The 18,186-nt window shown below is 62.2% G+C and carries 15 protein-coding genes, 1 tRNA gene and 1 riboswitch; of the genes, 5 read left to right on the top strand and 11 right to left on the bottom strand.

Annotated features, from left to right (window positions below; all coding sequences use genetic code 11):
• Positions 1–79: 79 nt before the first annotated feature.
• Complete coding sequence (locus tag ACSQ3L_RS30490) at positions 80–1,231, top strand: ceramide glucosyltransferase (RefSeq protein WP_436163302.1); 1,152 nt, start codon at positions 80–82, stop codon at positions 1,229–1,231.
• A gap of 13 nt (positions 1,232–1,244) precedes the next feature.
• On the opposite strand, the gene ACSQ3L_RS30485 is transcribed toward ACSQ3L_RS30490, so the two are convergent.
• A complete protein-coding gene (locus ACSQ3L_RS30485) occupies positions 1,245–2,432 on the bottom strand; it encodes an O-succinylhomoserine sulfhydrylase (RefSeq protein ID WP_436163301.1) in 1,188 nt (395 codons plus the stop codon).
• Positions 2,433–2,490: 58 nt separating this feature from the next.
• Positions 2,491–2,568, bottom strand: a riboswitch (SAM riboswitch).
• Positions 2,569–2,706: 138 nt separating this feature from the next.
• Between ACSQ3L_RS30485 and ACSQ3L_RS30480 the strand changes: the two genes are divergently transcribed.
• Positions 2,707–3,801 carry a 2'-deoxycytidine 5'-triphosphate deaminase gene (locus tag ACSQ3L_RS30480; RefSeq protein ID WP_436163300.1) on the top strand — a complete coding sequence of 365 codons (1,095 nt, stop codon included), beginning with the start codon at positions 2,707–2,709 and terminating at the stop codon, positions 3,799–3,801.
• A 101-nt stretch (positions 3,802–3,902) separates the two neighbouring features.
• A complete protein-coding gene (locus ACSQ3L_RS30475) occupies positions 3,903–4,676 on the top strand; it encodes an ABC transporter substrate-binding protein (RefSeq protein ID WP_436163299.1) in 774 nt (257 codons plus the stop codon).
• Between the two features lie 173 nt (positions 4,677–4,849).
• Here ACSQ3L_RS30475 and araD1 read toward each other — a convergent pair whose 3' ends face one another.
• The 4 genes from araD1 to chvE form a co-directional block, all read right to left on the bottom strand.
• Positions 4,850–5,842 carry an AraD1 family protein gene (gene araD1 / locus ACSQ3L_RS30470; RefSeq protein ID WP_436163298.1) on the bottom strand — a complete coding sequence of 331 codons (993 nt, stop codon included), beginning with the start codon at positions 5,840–5,842 and terminating at the stop codon, positions 4,850–4,852.
• Positions 5,843–6,044: 202 nt separating this feature from the next.
• Positions 6,045–7,337, bottom strand: coding sequence for a multiple monosaccharide ABC transporter permease (gene mmsB, locus ACSQ3L_RS30465; protein ID WP_436163297.1), 1,293 nt, complete (start codon positions 7,335–7,337; stop codon positions 6,045–6,047).
• Complete coding sequence (gene mmsA / locus ACSQ3L_RS30460; protein ID WP_436163296.1) at positions 7,334–8,866, bottom strand: multiple monosaccharide ABC transporter ATP-binding protein; 1,533 nt, start codon at positions 8,864–8,866, stop codon at positions 7,334–7,336. Before mmsA ends, mmsB begins: the two co-directional genes overlap by 4 nt.
• A 123-nt stretch (positions 8,867–8,989) precedes the next feature.
• Positions 8,990–10,060 (bottom strand): multiple monosaccharide ABC transporter substrate-binding protein, encoded by a 1,071-nt coding sequence (gene chvE, locus ACSQ3L_RS30455; RefSeq protein WP_436163295.1) that lies wholly within the window; start codon positions 10,058–10,060, stop codon positions 8,990–8,992.
• A gap of 311 nt (positions 10,061–10,371) precedes the next feature.
• Here chvE and ACSQ3L_RS30450 point away from each other — a divergent pair, with 311 nt between their 5' ends.
• On the top strand, positions 10,372–11,361 hold the full coding sequence (locus tag ACSQ3L_RS30450; protein WP_436163294.1) for a LysR family transcriptional regulator: 990 nt from the start codon (positions 10,372–10,374) through the stop codon (positions 11,359–11,361).
• Positions 11,362–11,384: 23 nt separating this feature from the next.
• Here the strand turns inward: ACSQ3L_RS30450 and ACSQ3L_RS30445 are convergent.
• The 5 genes from ACSQ3L_RS30445 to ACSQ3L_RS30425 form a co-directional block, all read right to left on the bottom strand.
• A tRNA-Gly gene (locus ACSQ3L_RS30445) sits at positions 11,385–11,458 on the bottom strand.
• 81 nt (positions 11,459–11,539) lie between these two features.
• The gene (locus tag ACSQ3L_RS30440; RefSeq protein WP_436163293.1) at positions 11,540–13,453 is read right to left on the bottom strand and encodes an acyltransferase family protein; all 1,914 of its coding nucleotides are present in this window, start codon (positions 13,451–13,453) and stop codon (positions 11,540–11,542) included.
• A 197-nt stretch (positions 13,454–13,650) separates the two neighbouring features.
• Entirely contained in the window at positions 13,651–15,141 is a 1,491-nt protein-coding gene (locus tag ACSQ3L_RS30435; RefSeq protein WP_436163292.1) for a hypothetical protein, read from the bottom strand.
• Positions 15,138–15,557: a GtrA family protein gene (locus ACSQ3L_RS30430; RefSeq protein ID WP_436163291.1), complete on the bottom strand. Its 420-nt coding sequence runs from the start codon at positions 15,555–15,557 to the stop codon at positions 15,138–15,140. The genes ACSQ3L_RS30435 and ACSQ3L_RS30430 overlap by 4 nt, the downstream gene beginning before the upstream one ends.
• Before the next feature lie 68 nt (positions 15,558–15,625).
• Complete coding sequence (locus ACSQ3L_RS30425) at positions 15,626–16,615, bottom strand: glycosyltransferase family 2 protein (protein ID WP_436163565.1); 990 nt, start codon at positions 16,613–16,615, stop codon at positions 15,626–15,628.
• 276 nt (positions 16,616–16,891) lie between these two features.
• Between ACSQ3L_RS30425 and ACSQ3L_RS30420 the strand changes: the two genes are divergently transcribed.
• Positions 16,892–17,155, top strand: coding sequence for a DUF6460 domain-containing protein (locus ACSQ3L_RS30420; protein ID WP_436163564.1), 264 nt, complete (start codon positions 16,892–16,894; stop codon positions 17,153–17,155).
• Here ACSQ3L_RS30420 and ACSQ3L_RS30415 read toward each other — a convergent pair whose 3' ends face one another.
• Positions 17,156–18,061: a histone deacetylase family protein gene (locus ACSQ3L_RS30415; RefSeq protein ID WP_436163290.1), complete on the bottom strand. Its 906-nt coding sequence runs from the start codon at positions 18,059–18,061 to the stop codon at positions 17,156–17,158.
• Between the last annotated feature and the right edge of the window lie 125 nt (positions 18,062–18,186).

Here is an 18,186-nt window from a genome sequence, read left to right as displayed (position 1 = left end):
GTGCCGCGCGAATCGGGCGCTCTGTCGAACTGTTGAAATCGGTCGCTATGCGCACCGATTCTGGAGTGACCGGATTTCGATGGAACTCACTCTCATAGCCGCCTCGCTTTCGATCGCTCTCATTCTCTCAAATCTCGCCAGCATCCTGCTTGCCGCTTCGCGTCTGAAACGGCGCCGCACCATCGCGCCGCCGGCCGGCAAGCAGCAAGCGGTGTCGATCATCGTACCGTCGCGCGGCGTCGAACCATTCACACAGGAGACGCTGGAGCGCGCCTTCTCGCTCGATTGGCCGCGCTACGAGCTGATTTTCTGCGTCGCCCATGCCGACGATCCGGTAGTCAAATTGATAAACAGGGCGATTGTCCTGTTTCCGAAGGTGGCGGCCCGGCTGCTTGTCGGCGACGACCGCGTCAGCGCCAATCCGAAACTCAACAATTGCGTCAAGGGCTGGGAAGCGGCGCGCCACGATTGGGTCATCCTGGCCGATTCCAACGTGCTGATGCCGAGAGACTACGTCCAGCACCTAATGGCCGCATGGCGGCCCGAAACCGGCCTTGTCTGTTCGACCCCGATCGGCTCGCGACCGGCAGGCTTCTGGGCCGAGGTCGAATGCGCCTTCCTCAACACGCTGCAGGCGCGCTGGCAATATGCCGGCGAGGCGCTTGGCCTCGGCTTTGCCCAGGGCAAGAGCATGCTCTGGAACAAGCCGATGCTCGACGCCAGTGGCGGCATCCGCGCGCTGGCCGCCGAGATCGCCGAGGACGCCGCCGCGACCAAGCTGGTCAACGGCCTCGGCTTGCGCGTCAATCTCGTTTCCGCGCCCTTCGAGCAGCCGCTCGGGCGGCGCAGGTTTGACGAGATCTGGTCACGTCAGGCCCGCTGGGCGCGCCTGCGTCGCGTCACCTTCCCGCTGTTCTTCGCACCCGAAATCCTGACTGGCGCGGTGGTGCCGCTGGCGCTTGCGCTGCTTGCTGCGGCAAGCGCCGGCATTGGCCTCTGGGCAACCGCCATCGCCGTGCTGGCGGCCTTCTATCTTCCGGAATGCGCCCTGGCCTGGTCCAAAGGTTGGTACCTGTCGCCACGCATAATCGCCGCGATCATGGCGCGCGACCTGATCCTGCCGGCGATGTGGGCGCGCGGCTGGCTCGGTGGCGCCGTCGACTGGCGCGGCAATGCGATGACCATCGGCACCAAGACGGCCGAACTGGAAGAGACGCCGTCTGGCGCCTGAAACGACAGCCCTCTTATCTGGCCTTCAGCGCCTGCGCGATATCTTCAAGCAGATCGTCGGTGTCTTCCAAGCCAACCGACAGCCTGAGCGTGCCCGGCCCGATGCCGAGTTCGGCGCGTGCCTCGTCGCTCAGATTCTTGTGCGTCGTCGTCGCCGGGTGGGTGATCAGGCTCTTGGCATCGCCGAGGTTGTTGGAAATCAGCACGATGTCGAGCGCGTTCTGCAGGGCGAAGGCCGCCTGTTTGCCGCCCTTGACGTCGAGGCAGATCAGCGTCGAGCCGCCCGCCATCTGCTTCTTGACGATATCGGCCTGCGGGTGGTCGGCACGGCCGGGATAGATGACGCGGGCGATTTCCGGCCGCTCGGCCAGGAAATCCGCGATCTTGCCTGCGCTTTCCGTCTGCTGGCGCACGCGCAGCGGCAGCGTCTCCAGGCCCTTCAGCAGCGTCCAGGCGTTGAAGGGCGACAGGCTCGGACCGGTATGGCGGAAATAGTCGTGCAGGTTCTCGTCGATCCACTTCTTGTCCGACAGGATGACGCCGCCGAGACAGCGCCCCTGGCCGTCTATGTGCTTGGTCGCCGAATAGACGACGATATGCGCGCCGAGCTGCAAGGGCTTCTGCTGCAGGGGCGTGGCGAAGACATTGTCGACGACCAGCCTGGCGCCGATCGAATTGGCAAGCGAGGCGACAGCGGCGATATCGACCACTTCCAGCGTCGGATTGGTCGGGCTCTCCAGGAAGAACAGCTTGGTGTTCGGCTTGACCGCCTTTTCCCAGTTGGCGATGTCGGTGCCGTCGACCAGCGTCGCCTCGATGCCGTATCTCGGCGCCAGCGTCTCGACCACCCAGCGGCAGGAGCCGAACAGCGCGCGCGCCGCCACGATATGGTCGCCGGCCTTGGCACTGCACAGAAGGGCAGCCGTCACCGCGGCCATGCCGGAGGCGGTGGCGCGCGCGTCTTCCGCACCTTCGAGCGCGCACATGCGTTTCTCGAACATGTCGACGGTCGGATTGGCGTAGCGCGAATAGATGAAGCCCGGTTCTTCGCCCTTGAAACGGGCTTCGGCGGCCTGCGCCGTTTCGTAGACATAGCCCTGGGTGAGGTAAATCGCTTCCGACGTTTCGCCGAAACCGGAACGCAGCGTTCCGCTGTGCACGAGTGCCGTCTGAGGCTTCCAGTTGCGCTTCTTGGTGCTCATCGCTCTTCTTCCAGACACAAAAAAAACCGGCCGCGAAAGTCGCAACCGGTCCATACGGCCTTGCGGCCCGACGGTCCTTTAGCGACTTGTTTAACGTGGCTGCAAGCCGACCGGCCAAATCACCACGGGATAACGACCCTTTAGACCCGCACCGCGCTTGCGTCAATTGCCGGCTTCATTAAGAGGTTTGTACCAAGCAGGTTCCGCAAAAGTGTTCCACGGTTTTGCGACAAGAACCTGCGACAAGAAAATCGTCTTGTCTAGGAGTGGAGCCTTGCGGCAGACAGGCATTCTTCCCGACCAGGACATATCGGCGCTGTTCCAGTCCGGCGCGCTGAAGTCGGCGCGTGCGCTCGATGCCGATCAGATCCAGCCGGCCAGTCTTGATCTAAGGCTCGGCGACAAGGCCTGGCGGGTGCGTGCCTCCTTCCTGCCGGGTCCCAACCACAAGGTTTCGGAAAAGCTCGACCGGCTGAAGCTGCACGAGATCAATCTGGCCGAGGGCGCTGTGCTGGAAACCGGCTGCGTCTATATCGTGCCGCTGCTCGAAAGCCTGGCATTGCCGGCGGGTATTTCGGCCTCGGCGAATCCGAAAAGCTCGACCGGACGGCTCGACATCTTCACGCGCGTCATGACCGATCGCGGCCACGAGTTCGACAAGATCGCCGCCGGCTATCACGGGCCGCTCTATCTGGAGGTCAGCCCGCGCACCTTCCCGATCGTCGTGCGCACCGGCTCGCGTCTGTCGCAGATCCGTTTCCGCACCGGCAATGCGCTGCTCTCGGAAGCCGAGCTGCACGACCTGCATCGCGCGCAGACGCTGGTCGCCACCGAACCGCCCAACATTTCCGGCGGCGGCATCGCGCTGTCTATCGACCTCAACGGCGATCAAAACGGGCTGGTCGGCTATCGCGGCAAGCATCACACCGGCCTCGTCGATGTCGACAAGCGTGCGGCACAGGAGGTCGTCGACTTCTGGGAGCCGATCCACAAGAGCGGCGCCGGCGAACTGGTGCTCGACCCTGATGAATTCTATATCCTCGTCAGCCAGGAGGCGGTGCATGTGCCGCCCTTCTACGCCGCCGAGATGACGCCCTTCGATCCGCTGGTCGGCGAGTTCCGCGTCCACTACGCCGGCTTCTTCGATCCGGGCTTCGGCCACTCCGCGTCCGGCGGCACCGGTAGCCGGGCGGTGCTGGAAGTGCGCAGCCATGAAGTGCCGTTCATCCTCGACCATGGCCAAATCGTCGGCCGGCTGGTCTACGAGCATATGCTGAAGCGGCCGCAGGCGCTCTACGGCATCGATCTCGGCTCCAACTACCAGGCGCAGGGCCTGAAGCTGTCCAAGCATTTCCGCCCCGCGCGCTGAGCGCCTATTACCACCAGGCAAAATACTTGCCTGCGCTGGCTCGCCATGCTTGGCTGCCTTGCCGTCCGTCAGGCTGGCGGCGTTCAAGGGGAACCAAGAATATGCAGATTTCAAGATGGATCGTATCGACAGCGAGCGCTGCCATGCTGGTGGTGGCGGCCGGCTCTTTGTCGGCGCAGGCAGCGGAGAAAATCAAGATCGGCACCGAGGGCGCCTATCCGCCGTTCAACACCATTACAGCTGACGGCAAGGTCGAAGGCTTCGACATCGACATCGCCAACGCGCTGTGCGCGCAGATGAAGGTCGAGTGCGAAATCGTCACCCAGGACTGGGACGGCATCATCCCCGCTTTGCAGGCCAAGAAATTCGACGCCATCATCGCCTCGATGAGCATCACCGAGGAGCGCAAGAAGCAGGTCGCCTTCACCAACAAGTACTATACGACACCGCTCGCTCTGGTGGCGCCGAAGGACAGCGATCTCACCTCGACCGAACCGTCGGCCCTGGCCGGCAAGACGGTCGGCGCCCAGGCCTCGACCACGCAGGCCGACTATGCCCAGAATGAATATGGCAAGGCGGGCGCGGAGGCCAAACTCTACCCGACCCAGGAAGAGGCGATCACCGACCTGACCAACGGCCGTCTCGACGCCGTGATCTCGGACAAGTTCGTGCTGATGGACTGGTTGAAGAAGGCAAGCGACGGCTGCTGCAAGCTGGTTGGCGACGTCAAGGGTACTGAGACGCAAGCCGGAATTGCCGTTCGCCTGGAAGACACGGCCCTGCGCGACAAGCTAAACGCGGCCATCGACGCCATCGTCGCCGACGGCACCTACAAGAAGATCCAGGCCAAGTATTTCGATTTCGATATCTATTGAGGTTGGGCGCTTCTTCCCTTCTCCCCTTGTGGGAGAAGGTGTCGCCGAAGGCGACGGATGAGGGGTGTTCCAGGGAACGCCAACGTCTCACTCCGCTGGAACACCCCTCAACCGTCTCGGCGCTACGCGCCAATCCACCTTCTCCCACAAGGGGGAGAAGGAAAAATCCGCCCTCACAGCGCCTTCACCGCCACCTGCACCGGCTGCTCGATCTCGAGCGGATTGCGCAGCGGCAGGCCGAAATCCTTGGCTTCGATCTCGAACAAATCGCCGGCTTCGGTCTTGATGCCGTCGGCGAAGGACAGCGTCGCCGTGCCGAACATGTGCACATGCACGTCGCCCGGCTGGCGGAAGGCCGCATACTTGAAATGGTGATGTTCGAGATTGGCGATGGTGTGCGACATGTTCGCTTCACCCGACAGGAACGGCTTTTCCCACAGCACCTGGCTGTCGCGCACGATGCGCGAGGTGCCGCGGATGTCGGACGGCAGGTCGCCGATCAGGATTTCCGGCCCGAACGAAGCGTTGCGCAGCTTGGAATGAGCGAGGAACAGATAGTTCACGCGCTCGGTGACGTGGTCGGAAAACTCGTTCGACAGCGTGAAGCCGACGCGGAATGGCGCGCCGTCGTCGCCGATGACATAGATGCCGGCCACCTCAGGCTCTTCGCCGGCGTCCTTGGCGAAGGCCGGTGACAGGAGTGCGGCACCTGGCGCCACTGCCATCGTGCCGTTGCCCTTGTAGAACCATTCCGGCTGCACGCCGATCTGACCTTTCGCCGGCTTGCCGCCCTCTAGCCCCATACGGAACATCTTCATGGAATCGGTCAGCTGTTCCTCGCCGTCGGCGCTGAGCTTCTTGTGCATGGAATCGCGCGTCGCGGCCGAACCCAGATGCGTCAGCCCGGTACCCGTCAGATGCAGATGCGCCGGATCAGGGTGGTTGATGGGCGATAGCAACCGCCCCTTCTTGTAGGCGGCGTCGAGATCGATCGTCTCGCCGAGCCCCTTGCGTTCGATCAGCGCGACGAGGCCGACGCCGGTGCGCGCGGCCTCCATCGCCAGCGAATAGACGCTGCGGGCGCCATTGATGATCCGGGTCTTTCCGCCATTGCGGGCGACGACGCGGATGGTCTCGGCGTCGTCAAGGATCTGGGAGATCAGCATGATGAATCCTCTCTCATTTGCCTTGGCAGGGCTGCCAAACGGCAAACCTTGCCTAGCGCGGCCGGGACCTCGTCCATGCCACGGTTGAAATTCTCCGTTCGGATTGCGCCCGCGGGCCTGGTCCCTCAGGGGACTTCTGTTACCGGCGGGTGGCCGGCAGCACCGCGATCGTATGCCTCCTGCTTGCCTCGCCTAAGCCTGTTCAAGCCTTGTTCTTGTTGTAGACGTCGAAGATCACGGCGCCGAGCAGCACCAGGCCTTTGACCACCTGCTGCCAGTCGACATTGACACCCATGATCGACATGCCGTTGTTCATCACGCCCATGATGAAACCGCCGACCACCGCGCCGATGACCTGACCGACACCGCCCATGGCCGAGGCGCCGCCGATGAAGACGGCGGCGATGACGTCGAGCTCGCTGCCGAGACCCGCGGCGGGCACTGCCTGTCCGAGACGGGCCGCGATGATCAGGCCGCCAAGCGCCGACAGCACACCCATGTTGACGAACACCATCAGCGTCAGCCGTTCGGTCTTGATGCCCGACAGCTGCGCGGCCTTGGCGTTGCCGCCCATTGCATAGATGCGGCGGCCGATGGTCATGCGCTTGGTGACGAAGACGAACAGCGAGATCAGCACGCCCATGACGAGCAGCACCACCGGCAGGCCTCGGTAGCTGGCGAACTGGTAGACCAGGAACAGCGCCAGCGCGCTGCCGACCAGCGTCTTGACGACGAACAGGGCAAAGGGCTCGGCCTCATAGCCATGGCGTTCGCGTTTGCGCCGCGTCCGCAGCCCGAAATAGGCATAGGCCAAAACAGCGATCAGACCCAGCACGATCGTCGTCATGTGCAGCGTCAGGCCGCTGCCTATGATGGTCTTGCCGGCCGCGTTCACTGTTGGCGGGATAAGCGTCAGTGGCCCGATGACGTCAGGGATGAAGCCGGAGCTGAGAGCCTTGAAACCGTCCGGAAGCGGCCCAACCGAGGATCCGCCGCCCAACAGCGCCTGGCAGATGCCGCGGAAGATCAGCATGCCGGCCAGCGTGACGATGAAGCTCGGTATTCGGTGATAGGCGATCCAGTAGCCTTGCGCCGCGCCGATCGCGCCTCCGACGATGAGGCAGATGATCGACACCACCAGCGGATTGCTGAGCGGACCAAGCGGCCAGATCACCATCATCATCGCCGCCAGTGCGCCGATGAAGCCGGCAACGGAGCCGACGCTGAGGTCGATATGGCCGGAGACGATGACCAGCAGCATGCCGAGCGCCATCACGATGATGAACGAGTTCTGCTGCACCAGATTGCTCAGGTTCACCGGCTTGAACAGCGTTCCCGACGTGGTGAACTGGAAGAACACCATGATGGCGATCAGCGCCAGTATCAGGCCGTATTCGCGCAGGTTCGTCGTCAGCGCGGAGACGGCGATGCGTGGACGCTGCGGCACGTCTTCGGCAACGTTGCTCTGCGGGGCGGGGGCGCTATCGGTGCTCATGCTGCTTTTCCTTCTCCACGAACGATGGCGCGCATTATTTTTTCCTGGCTTGCGTCCGCCGCGGGCATTTCGCCAACGATGCGCCCTTCGTTCATGACGTAGATGCGGTCGGTGATGCCGAGCAGTTCTGGCATTTCCGACGAGATGACGACGATCGCCTTACCTTCGGCGGCGAGCCGGGCGATGATCGTGTAGATTTCATACTTGGCGCCGACATCGATGCCGCGTGTAGGCTCGTCGAGGATCAGCACTTCCGGGTCGGCGAACAGCCATTTCGACAGCACCACCTTCTGCTGGTTGCCACCGGAAAGATTGCCGGTCATCTGATAGACGCTGGAAGCGCGGATATTGGTCTTTTTGCGATAGTCGTTGGCTACGGCGAGTTCGCGCATGTCGTCGATCACGCTGTGGCGCGACACGCCGCTAAGATTGGCCAGCGTGATGTTGTGCTTGATATGGTCGATCAGGTTGAGGCCGTAGGTCTTGCGATCCTCGGTCACGTAGGCGATGCCGTGTTCTACCGCTCGGCTCACCGAGGAGACATCGACTGGTTTGCCCTTGAGCAGCACCTCGCCGCTGATGCGGCGGCCATAGGAGCGGCCAAACAGGCTCATGGCGAATTCGGTGCGGCCGGCGCCCATCAGCCCGGCAATGCCCACAACTTCGCCCTTGCGGACATTGATATCGATGCCCTTGATCACCTGCCGTTCGGCGTGGAGCGGGTGATAGACCGACCAATTCTTCACTTCGAACACCACCTCGCCGATATCAGGCTCGCGCGGCGGATAGCGGTCGTCGAGTGAGCGGCCGACCATCGAAGTGATGATGCGGTCTTCCGAGATGTCTTTCTTGGCCAGCGTCTCGATGGTGCGTCCGTCGCGGATCACCGTGACCTTGTCGGCGACCCGGTTCACCTCGTTGAGCTTGTGCGAGATCAGGATCGAGGTCATGCCTTGCCGCTTGAATTCAAGCAGAAGGTCGAGCAGCGCCTGGCTGTCCTTTTCGCTGAGCGATGCCGTCGGCTCGTCGAGGATCAGCAGTTTCACTTCCTTGCTTAGCGCCTTGGCGATTTCGACCAGCTGCTGCTTGCCGACGCCGATATTGGTGATCAGCGTCTTGGGGTCCTCCTTGAGGCCCACCTTCTTCAACAGCGCGCTGGTGCGCGTCTCGTTGGCGTCCCAGTCGATGACGCCGAATTTCGCGTGTTCGTTGCCGAGGAAAATGTTCTCGGCGATCGACAGCATCGGCACCAGAGCAAGCTCCTGGTGGATGATGACGATGCCCTTGTGTTCGCTGTCATGGATGCCTTTGAAGTGGCATTCCTGGCCGTTAAAGATGATCTGGCCGTCATAGGTGCCCGTGGGGTAGACGCCCGACAGCACCTTCATCAGCGTCGACTTGCCGGCGCCGTTCTCGCCGACCACGGCATGGATCTCGCCTTCCTCGACGCTGAGGTTGACGTTCGACAGCGCCTTCACGCCGGGAAACGTCTTGGTGATGTCGCGCATCTCCAAAATCGTCGAAGCCATGGGAACTACCGCTCCTTGAGAGGTCGGCAAACACTGCCGGCGAGGTCGGCAAACAATACCGGGCTCGCTGGTGAACGAAAAGGGGTCCTGCGTTGCGCAGGACCCCTGACTTTGTAACCGGGGTTACTTCAGTTCGTCGGCCTTGATGTAGCCGGAGTCGACCACCAGTGCCTGGTAGTTCGACTTGTCGACGTCATGTGGCGTCAAAAGGATCGAGGGGACGACCTTGACGTCGTTGTTGTAGGTCTTTTCATCGAGGCCGTCCGGCTTGCCGCCCGAGAGCACCTTGTCGACGAGTTCGACGGTGGCCTTGGCCAGTTCGCGGGTGTCCTTGAACACGGTCGAGTACTGCTCGCCCGAGATGATCAGCTTGACCGAGGCGGTCTCGGCGTCCTGGCCGGTCACGATCGGCCAGGGCTGTGCGTCCGTGCCGTAACCGACGGCGCGCAGCGAGGCGGTGATGCCGCGCGACAGGCCATCATAGGGCGACAGAACGCCATCGACGCGGCTGCCGTCCGAATAGTTGGCCGACAGCAGGTTGTCCATGCGCGCCTGGGCGGTGGCGGCGAGCCAGCGCAGCGTGCCGACCTTGTCCATGCCGGTCTGGCCGGACTTGATCTTGATCGAGCCGTCGTCGATCAGCGGCTGCAGGACGGAGATCGCGCCATTGTAGAAGAAGAAGGCGTTGTTGTCGTCGGGCGAGCCGCCGAACAGTTCGACGTTCCACGGCTTGGTGTTCGGGAAACGCTCCTTGAGGCCCTTGACCAGGGAATTCGCCTGGATCACGCCGACGCCGAAATTGTCGAAGGTGGTGTAGTAGTCGACATTGGCGGTCTTCTTGATCAGGCGGTCATAGGCGACGACGACGACGCCGGCGTCAGCGGACTTCTGCAGCGCGTCCGACAGGGTGGTGCCGTCGATCGAAGCGATGATCAGCGCCTTCGGACCCTTGGTGATTTCGTTTTCCAGCTGGCTGAGCTGATTGGGGATGTCGTCCTGCGCATATTGCAGGTCGACGGTGTAGCCGAGAGCCTCGAGCTGGGACTTGACGGCGTCGCCGTCGTTGATCCAGCGCTGCGAGGTCTTGGTCGGCATCAGCACGCCGACGAGGCCTTTGTCGGCTGCCTGCGCCGAGTAGGTCATGGCAGCGATGCCAAGGGCCGCGACGGCGGCCAGTGTCTTGATGATTTTCACTTTAACTCTCCCTGTTTGATGGACGCGGCACCCCGGGGGTCGCGGGCCGCGCAATCGTGCAGAAGTGCCAAGGCACTGCTGCCGTCATATCGATCTCCGGTATCCTCCCATGGTCCCGAGCCTGATTTCAATCGATACGATTTTTCTCGTCAGCGACCGTCACGTCTCGGAACGCGCGGAGGGTGTGGCTCTTTGCCATAACTGTCAAATGCGATCTTTGATGGTTGCTATATCATGACTGGTATATGGTATCGAGGCGTGACGGGCTGCCGCGAAGGTCGACCGGCGACGAGCGGAGGCGAAGAAAAGCGATGGCGGCATTGGGGAATCCGATTGCGATTTCAGGCGGTTACAGAGAGACGCCGGGCGATGGTGAAACCCTGCTGCGCAGCGGTCTCAGTTTGCGCCACATGCGCATGATCGTCGCGCTCGACGACCATGGCCGGGTCAGCGCCGCGGCTCAGGTCATGAACATTTCGCAGCCGGCGGCCTCGCGCATGATCAGCGAGATGGAGGCGGTCCTCGAGGTCAAGCTGTGCGAGAGGCTGCCGCGCGGCATCACCTTGACACCCTACGGCAAGGCGTTGGCCAGGCGCGCGCGCTCGATCCTGCTGGAGATGCGCGAGGTCGACCGCGAGATTTCCGAGCTCAAGGCAGGCAAGGGCGGTTCGGTGTTCCTGGGCGCGGTGACCGCACCGGCAATCGAGCTGGTGGTGCCGGCGATTCGCGAAATCCGCCGCATCCATCCGCGCATCGAGATCACCATGCAGGTCGAGACCTCCAACGTGCTGGCGCGCGAGTTGATCGCCACCCGCCATGATTTCATCATCGCGCGCATTCCCGACGATCTCAATCCGCGGCTGTTCGAGTCGCGCGTCATCGGCGTCGAGAAGGCCTGCCTGATCGTGCGACGAGGCCATCCGCTCACCAAGGGCAATGCGGTGCGACTGGAAGAGACCGCCGCCTATGACTGGGTCTTCCAGTCGGGCGGCTCGCCCTTGCGCCAGGCGATGGAGAGCAATTTCCTCAACCGCAACATCGCCTTGCCGGACCGCATCCTCAACACCAGCTCTCTGCTGCTGACCCTGGTCATGGTTGCCCAGTCCGATGCCATTGCGCCGGTCTCGGTCCAGGTGGCGAAATTCATCCAGAATCCGGACGGGCTGGCCGGCGCCATCGACGTCGTCCAGACCGAATTCGATATCGAGGTCAGGCCCTACAGCCTGATCACGGTGAGGAACCGCGCGTTGTCGCCGGCCGCCAAGATGCTGCATGATTTCATTCTGAGGGAAGTAGGATGATTGTTGCAGCGGGTGGGGCTAGCTGGAGCGGGTAGCGGGAATCGAACCCGCGCGTTCAGCTTGGGAAGCTGACAAGCTACCATTACATCATACCCGCGCATGCCCTCGTTACCATGAGGGTTAGCCTTCGGGCAATCGCAAAGCGGTCCGTTCTTGCACGACGCGGTCGTACCGCGGATCACGGCGCGCCCGCGACCGTGAATTGCTGTTTTGCCTTCGCGACCTTGTTGCTGGCGGCGAAGCTTGGCCAGTATTTCGAGATGGCCAGCGTCGCGCCGGCGGAAGAGAAGTGGCCATAGTCGAAGTAGAGGAATTGCTTGGTCTTGGCGTCGGCGTATGAACAACCGGCCGGGTCGCACAGATACGTCAGCGGATCTATGAAATCGGCCCCTTTGGTGAACGGCAGCACCCGCGCGTTGATGTCCGGATCCATGGCCATCGGCCAGGATGTGGTTCCAACATGCTCCCGTTTCGCGAAGAAAGCGATCTTCTGGACGTCGGCGATGAATTCCGGAGACTGGCCGACGGTATAGACCTTGACCCCCATCTCGCGAAGCCGGTCGATCGTCTTCTGCAGGCCGCCGAAGCCTCTGGCCTGGTAGTCGGTCCATCGGCCGCTCAGGATCACCGCCTGGATGTTGGCGTCGTGGATAATCGACAACGCCCGTTCGTTGAAGCGGGTACAGGCAGGCCGGGCATAGGAAAAATAGGTCAGGTCGGGCGGACAGCCGGCATAGGTGTACTGGATGACATTGGCCTGAATTTTCTGGGCGTTGGGCTCAAGTCCCGAAACATAATGGGCGGCGAAGGAATCGCCCCACAGCAGCACATTGGTGGCAAAGCCCGTTGTACGGGTGCAGTCGGCGAGGTTCCAGTCTTCGATGCGGGTCCCGCCTTCGTTGAAACAAACGCCGTTGCGCCAGTCGCCGACCCGGATCCGTTCGGTCGAGAAATCCGGGAACCGTTGCGGAAAACCGTTGCTCAGCGCGCCGGCCAAACCGCCGGCGCACAGCAGCGCGATCGCCGTCGCCGAAAAGGCGAAGATGGGCAGCGGGGCGGTGAAGGCACGTTTCTGGCGGAAGGGCTGCTCGACATATTTCCAGGAAAATGCCGCCAGGGCGAAACTGGCCACCGTCATCGCGACGATCGTCGGCACGCCGATGGCCTTCAGCGAGAGATAGTGGACGAACGAGTTGATCGGCCAGTGAACGAGGTAAAGCGAATAGGAAACGAGGCCGACCCAGACCAGCGGCGCCAACCGAAGCACGCGGGTCGCGACAGGCGCCGGCCTGTCCGCGTTATCCTGGCCAGCATAGATCAGCAGGGCCGTTCCGATGCAGGGGAACAGGGCATTGTAGCCGGGAAAGGGATCGCTCTGCGAAATCGTCAAAAAGCCAAACGCAATCAAGGCAAAGCCGGCGAGGCCGATCAGGTCCATCGCCAGCCGGTTGGCAAGGACCGGAGGCTTCCGCAGCATCAGCATGGCGCCCAGCGCCAGTTCCCACATGCGTGTCGGCAAGAGATAGAAGCCTGCCGTCGGTGCCAGTGAGGTTGCTATCACCGCCAGGGCAAAACTGCCGACGGCCAGCGGCAAAAGTACCGTCAACCAGCGCTTCGAGGCATATCGGTAGATCAGATAAAGGAGGATCGGCGCGAAGATATAATATTGCTCTTCCACCGAAAGCGACCATGTGTGCAGCAGCGGCCGCAGCTCGGCGTCGATGGAGAAATAGTTCGTCGTTTTCCAGAAATAGATGTTCGAGCAGAAGGTCGAGGCGGCGATCGCACTGAGGCTGAATTCGTGGAGATCCGACGGCAGAAGGATGAACCAGGCGGCAATGCTCGCGAGCAGGATGACGAAGGTCAGCGCCGGTAGGATGCGCCGTGCGCGGCGCCAATAGAAGCGGCCGATCGAGAACTGGCCCCGCTCAAGATCGTCGAGCAGGCTGCCGCTAATCAGGTAGCCCGATATGACGAAGAAAATGTCGACGCCAGTGAAGCCGCCAGGAATGGCGGACACGCCGAAATGGTAGAGTACGACGGGCAGCACCGCAACGGCCCGCAGGCCATCGATGTCGCGCCGGTAATTCATCCGGCCGGCTCGCATGTCGCGACTGCCAATATCCGTGCGGCGGACACAGTGCTCATGCGGCTATGCCACCGGTCATGCGAAAAATCCTGGCTCGTCGATGTCACGGGCGTGTCCCTCGGCCACCCAATTTGCTGCGCTGCAACATGGGTGTCAAGGCGTAAATCGAAGGTTCCGAACGTTTGCGAAATTCGCTCGGATCAGGCGCCGGGCAAATAGATCACGGCGTAGTCGTCCGCATAAGCCCGCTTCCAGCCCAGTTGCTCGAAGAAGGGAATGCGGTTGTCGTCGGCTGACAGCAGCGCCCAGCCTATCGCATACTTCTTCAACTGGGCCTCGAGCAGCGGCTTGCCACCGCTGTGTCCCGTCTCATCCTCGCTTTTTGTGAAACCGCCCAGGAACAGTTGGTCCGTCCGCCCGTCGATATAGGTCTTGATCCCGTGGAAGATCAGCGTGCCGCCGAAATTGTAGGAATTCAGCACGTTGCCGGACAGATGATGGCTTTCGGCGAATGCCAGCGCCCCGCTGGCCGACGTCTTCGGGCTCGGCGTGACCTGATGGGCGCTGCCGAGCGCGGTGACCGCACCAATCAGCAAAACGGCCGCCACGGCCCAAATCGCGTAAAACCGCCGGGCGACGAATTTTTCCAGCCCGTCGCGCTTTTCCGCCAACCATGCGTTGAGCGAAAGCAAGGGATATTGCTGTGCAGCCTCCATAGCGATCACCAAGGGGACCAGGAGGAAGAACAGATACATGAAACGCACATGGGCGAGATAGACATGCAAAGTGAATACGATGAACAACGCCTTGGCCCAGCCAATTCGCAATGGTGACACCAGCAGCCCGAAAAACGCCAGCAGCATCGCAATTTCCTGGACGGGATAGGCTTGCGCATCGAACGGTCGCCATTCCGTGATCAGCGACACCGCCTCATTGCCATAGGCCACGGCGAGGGTCGCCAGGATGGCTTGGACACCATAGGGATGGATCAGGCTCACCAGCGGGCAAGCCAGCCCGAACGCGATCCATTTCGCCAGCAGGACTGGTTTCGACAGGCCCGTGCGCGCCAGCAGATCGAGACCGGCGAAAGCCGCTATGACGAAACTCAAGGTGAAGGTGGCGTGCAGGTTCGCCCACAACACAACCAGCACAAGCAGCCACCAGGGCGGCGCCCGTTCTTCGCTTGCCGCACGAAAGAGCACCGCCGTCCAGATGACGATGATCGGCAAGGTGAAGACATGAGGACGCGCCGTGTAGATCGGATCGATCAGGAAGGCCACGACGAAGGCCAATGCAATCGCCAGGATCGGCTTTAGCCATGTGCTGAGAAACCACCCCGTCAGGAAAACCGTCAGGGAAATCGTGGCGATGATCAGGGTGACCACCCCGTTCCAGCCTCCTGCCTGGTAGGCAAGGGCGAGCAGTACCTGCCCCAACCATTCCTTGGCGATCCATGGCTGGCCGGCAAAAGTGTGGGAATACGGATCGACGGTCGGAAATGTCCGGTTTGCCAGGAAATCCAGCCCGACCTTCACCTGCCACCAATTGTCGGGATCCTGCAGGGTGGCGTTGGCAAAAGCAGCCAGTGCCGCCGCCATGACACAAGCAGCGAAAAGGCAGAAGATCAGCCGGATACGCTGCGCGTCATCGAGCGACGGCGTGGCCGGCAAGATTGCTTCGGTCGGTGTCACGTCGCGGCTCCAGGCCATTTCGCGTTCATTCCGGTCAAGGAATCGGGATCATCGGCGCCGCCGACGAACACGAAACGGGCCGAGCCGACATAGAAGATGACCGAGTAAAGGCAGTTTCCTGCCAGATGGACAAACGGGTTTTCGATATAGCCGGCAGACATGGCAGTGACAACGATTCCCAGGTTGGCACCGTAGGCGACAAGGAAGGTGACCGCGTATCGCACAACCGCGCCGGGGCGAAAGCCGCCGGCCCGGCTAAATGTCCATTGGCGGTTGAGGACGAAGCCGAAGGTGAGGCCTGCGACATAGCCCGCCGCGTTGGAGGCAATATCGCCGAAGCCTAGCGCCAGTCCGGCCAGAATGAGCGTATATCCAAGCGCCGTGTTGAGGAGCCCGACGACACCGAATCGCAGCATCCGCGAGAAATCAGACGGAAGAGCCGATCGCATCCTGCCCATGTCGCTACATCCGGTCGATCTCCGCCTCAAGCACGTGCGGCCCTCTTTGCCATCTCCTGCAGGCGATGGACGGGCAGTTCCTTGTCCTCGGCTGCGTGGTTGCGCGAAACGATCTCGTCGACGAAGTAGAGTGGCCGCCGCTTTGTCTCCATGTACATGCGTCCGAGGTACTCGCCGAAGATGCCAAGCACCATAAGCTGAACGCTGCCGAGGATCAGCATGATCGCGGCAAGGCTGGTCCAGCCGGGCAACACGTTTCCGACCGACCATTCGAACAGCGTGTAGCCGAGCACAAGCAGCCCGAGAAACCCGAACATCATTCCGAGCAACGAGGCGAACCGCAAAGGCACGATGGAGAAGCTGGTCATCGCGTCGACCGCCAGAAGAATCATCTTCTTCAGGGGATAGTGGGTGGTGCCGGCGAAGCGCCGGTGCCGTTCATAGGGCAAAGCCACCTGTTTCAGACCGATCCAGCTCACCATGCCGCGAATGAACCTGTAGCGTTCGGGCATCGCGTTCAGATGGTCGAGCGCGCGACGGTTCATCAGCCGGAAATCGCCGGTGTTCGGCGCGATATCCACGTCGACCATCCGGCGCAGCAAGCGATAGAACATCGAGGCGGAAGCGAGCTTGAACCAGCTTTCGCCGTCGCGCGTCAGCCTCTGGCCGTAAACGACATCGAAGCCCTCGGTCATCTTCGTCATCATCGCGCCGAGCAGCTCCGGCGGATCCTGCAGGTCGGCATCGAGAATGAGAATGCGCTGGCCGCGGCAGAATTCCAGCCCCGCGCTCAGCGCGATCTGATGGCCGTAATTGCGGGCAAGGTCGATGGCGACGATATGGTCGTCCTTTTCAGCCAGCTGGAAAATGGCCTCGCGCGTGCCGTCGGTCGCGCCGTCGATGACAAGGACGATCTCGTAGGAGGGGCCATGTTCCAGGCATGCGGCCGTTACCCGCCGATGCAGTTCGGCCAGCCCGGCCACCTCATTGTAGCATGGGACGACCACCGACAGCATGACGGCGCGTCGCGCGGTGTTTTTCTCCGTCTCCACCAAAAGCCTTGCTCCCGCTATTCGATCGGGAATAGCGGCAATTGGTTAGAAAACAGATAAGCCAGCGGCATCGGCCGCGGCAGTAGCCGGCAGTCTGACATGCGCCCTGGCTCGGCTTGCGGCCACACCATGCCCGGTGTCCTCGCTATCCCGCAAAACTGTCGGCTTGAAGCGGGCAAGCCAAGTGCGTATGTCTGGGCCGACGCCTTCCAAGTCTGGTACCTCAATCCGGAGACGGCCTTGTCCGCACTGACGCGCTTTCTCGGCGACTCGCCGCTCAGGGTGATCCTGAAACTGCTGGTCGTGTCTTTCCTCGTCGGCTTGGTCATGAATGCCTTCGGCTGGTCGCCGATGGATGTTTTCTATGGCATCCAGAAGTTCTTCATCGATCTCTGGAATCTCGGCTTCCACGCCATCGACCGCTTTCTCGGCTACATCCTGCTGGGTGCCGCGATCGTCGTGCCGGCCTTTATCCTGCTCAGGCTCGCCAATTACCGGAAGTAGCTATCGGGCGTAGCCTGCGGCGACCTCGAACAGGATGGCGTGCCTCGCCGCGAGTGCGGGCACATCGGTTGAATAACCACCGCCGATGACGCCGCAGACGGGAATGCCCTGCGTGCGAAAATGGCTGATCACCATGTCGTCGCGGGCGCGCAGGCCGTCATCCGATAGCGACAGCCTGCCAAGCCGGTCCTCTGCATGGACGTCGACGCCGGCATTGTACAAGACGATGTCCCAATGCGCCTGGGCGGACAATTCCGGCAGGAGGGCGGCGAGCCTGTCCATGTAAGCGGCGTCGCCCATGCCATCGGGCAGCGCGACATCGAGGTCGGAAGCGATCTTGCGCGCGGGGTAGTTGCGGTCGCCATGCATGGAAAAGGTGAACACGCGCGGATCGCCAGCGAGAATATCCGCCGTGCCGTCGCCCTGGTGCACGTCGAGATCGACGATCAGGACGTTTTTTGCCGAGCCCTCGGTGAGCAGCACCAGCGCGGCGACAGCGACATCGTTGAAGGTGCAGAAGCCCGCACCTTGCGCGCGCCGCGCATGATGGCTGCCGCCGGCGGTGTTGCAGGCGATTCCGTGGCGCAAGGCGAGCCGCGCCGCCAGCACCGTGCCGCCGGCGGCAAGCTGTGCGCGCAGCGAGACACGTGGCCCGATCGGAAAACCGATCTCGCGTTCGATCTTTTCGGGCACCGAGCAACTGATGACCTGGGCGACATAGTCCGCCGCATGGGCAAGCTCCAGCCATGATGCCGGCGCCGGTTCGGCGGTGTTGAGCGCGTCGGACCCGGCCAGTCCGCGTGCACGCAGGGCCTCCATCAGCAGCGGATATTTGCTCATCGGAAAGCGATGGTTGGTGGCGAAGCCGGCGTCGTAGTCGGGATGATGGACGATCTGCAGGGGCATGAACTGGATCCGGCGGGCTCGCGCCAGACCGGGACATTCGGTTGGCCGTCACGGGATGAGTGATTGCGCGATGGCGGGAAAATGAGGCACATCGGCGGTTCGATCAAGCCGCAATCAGCAAGGCA

The organism is Mesorhizobium sp. LjRoot246 (genome assembly GCF_964254115.1).
Classification (GTDB): Bacteria; Pseudomonadota; Alphaproteobacteria; order Rhizobiales; family Rhizobiaceae; genus Mesorhizobium.
The sequence above is the reverse complement of the archived record's forward strand: the minus strand, read 5'-3'. Positions and strand labels throughout refer to the sequence as shown.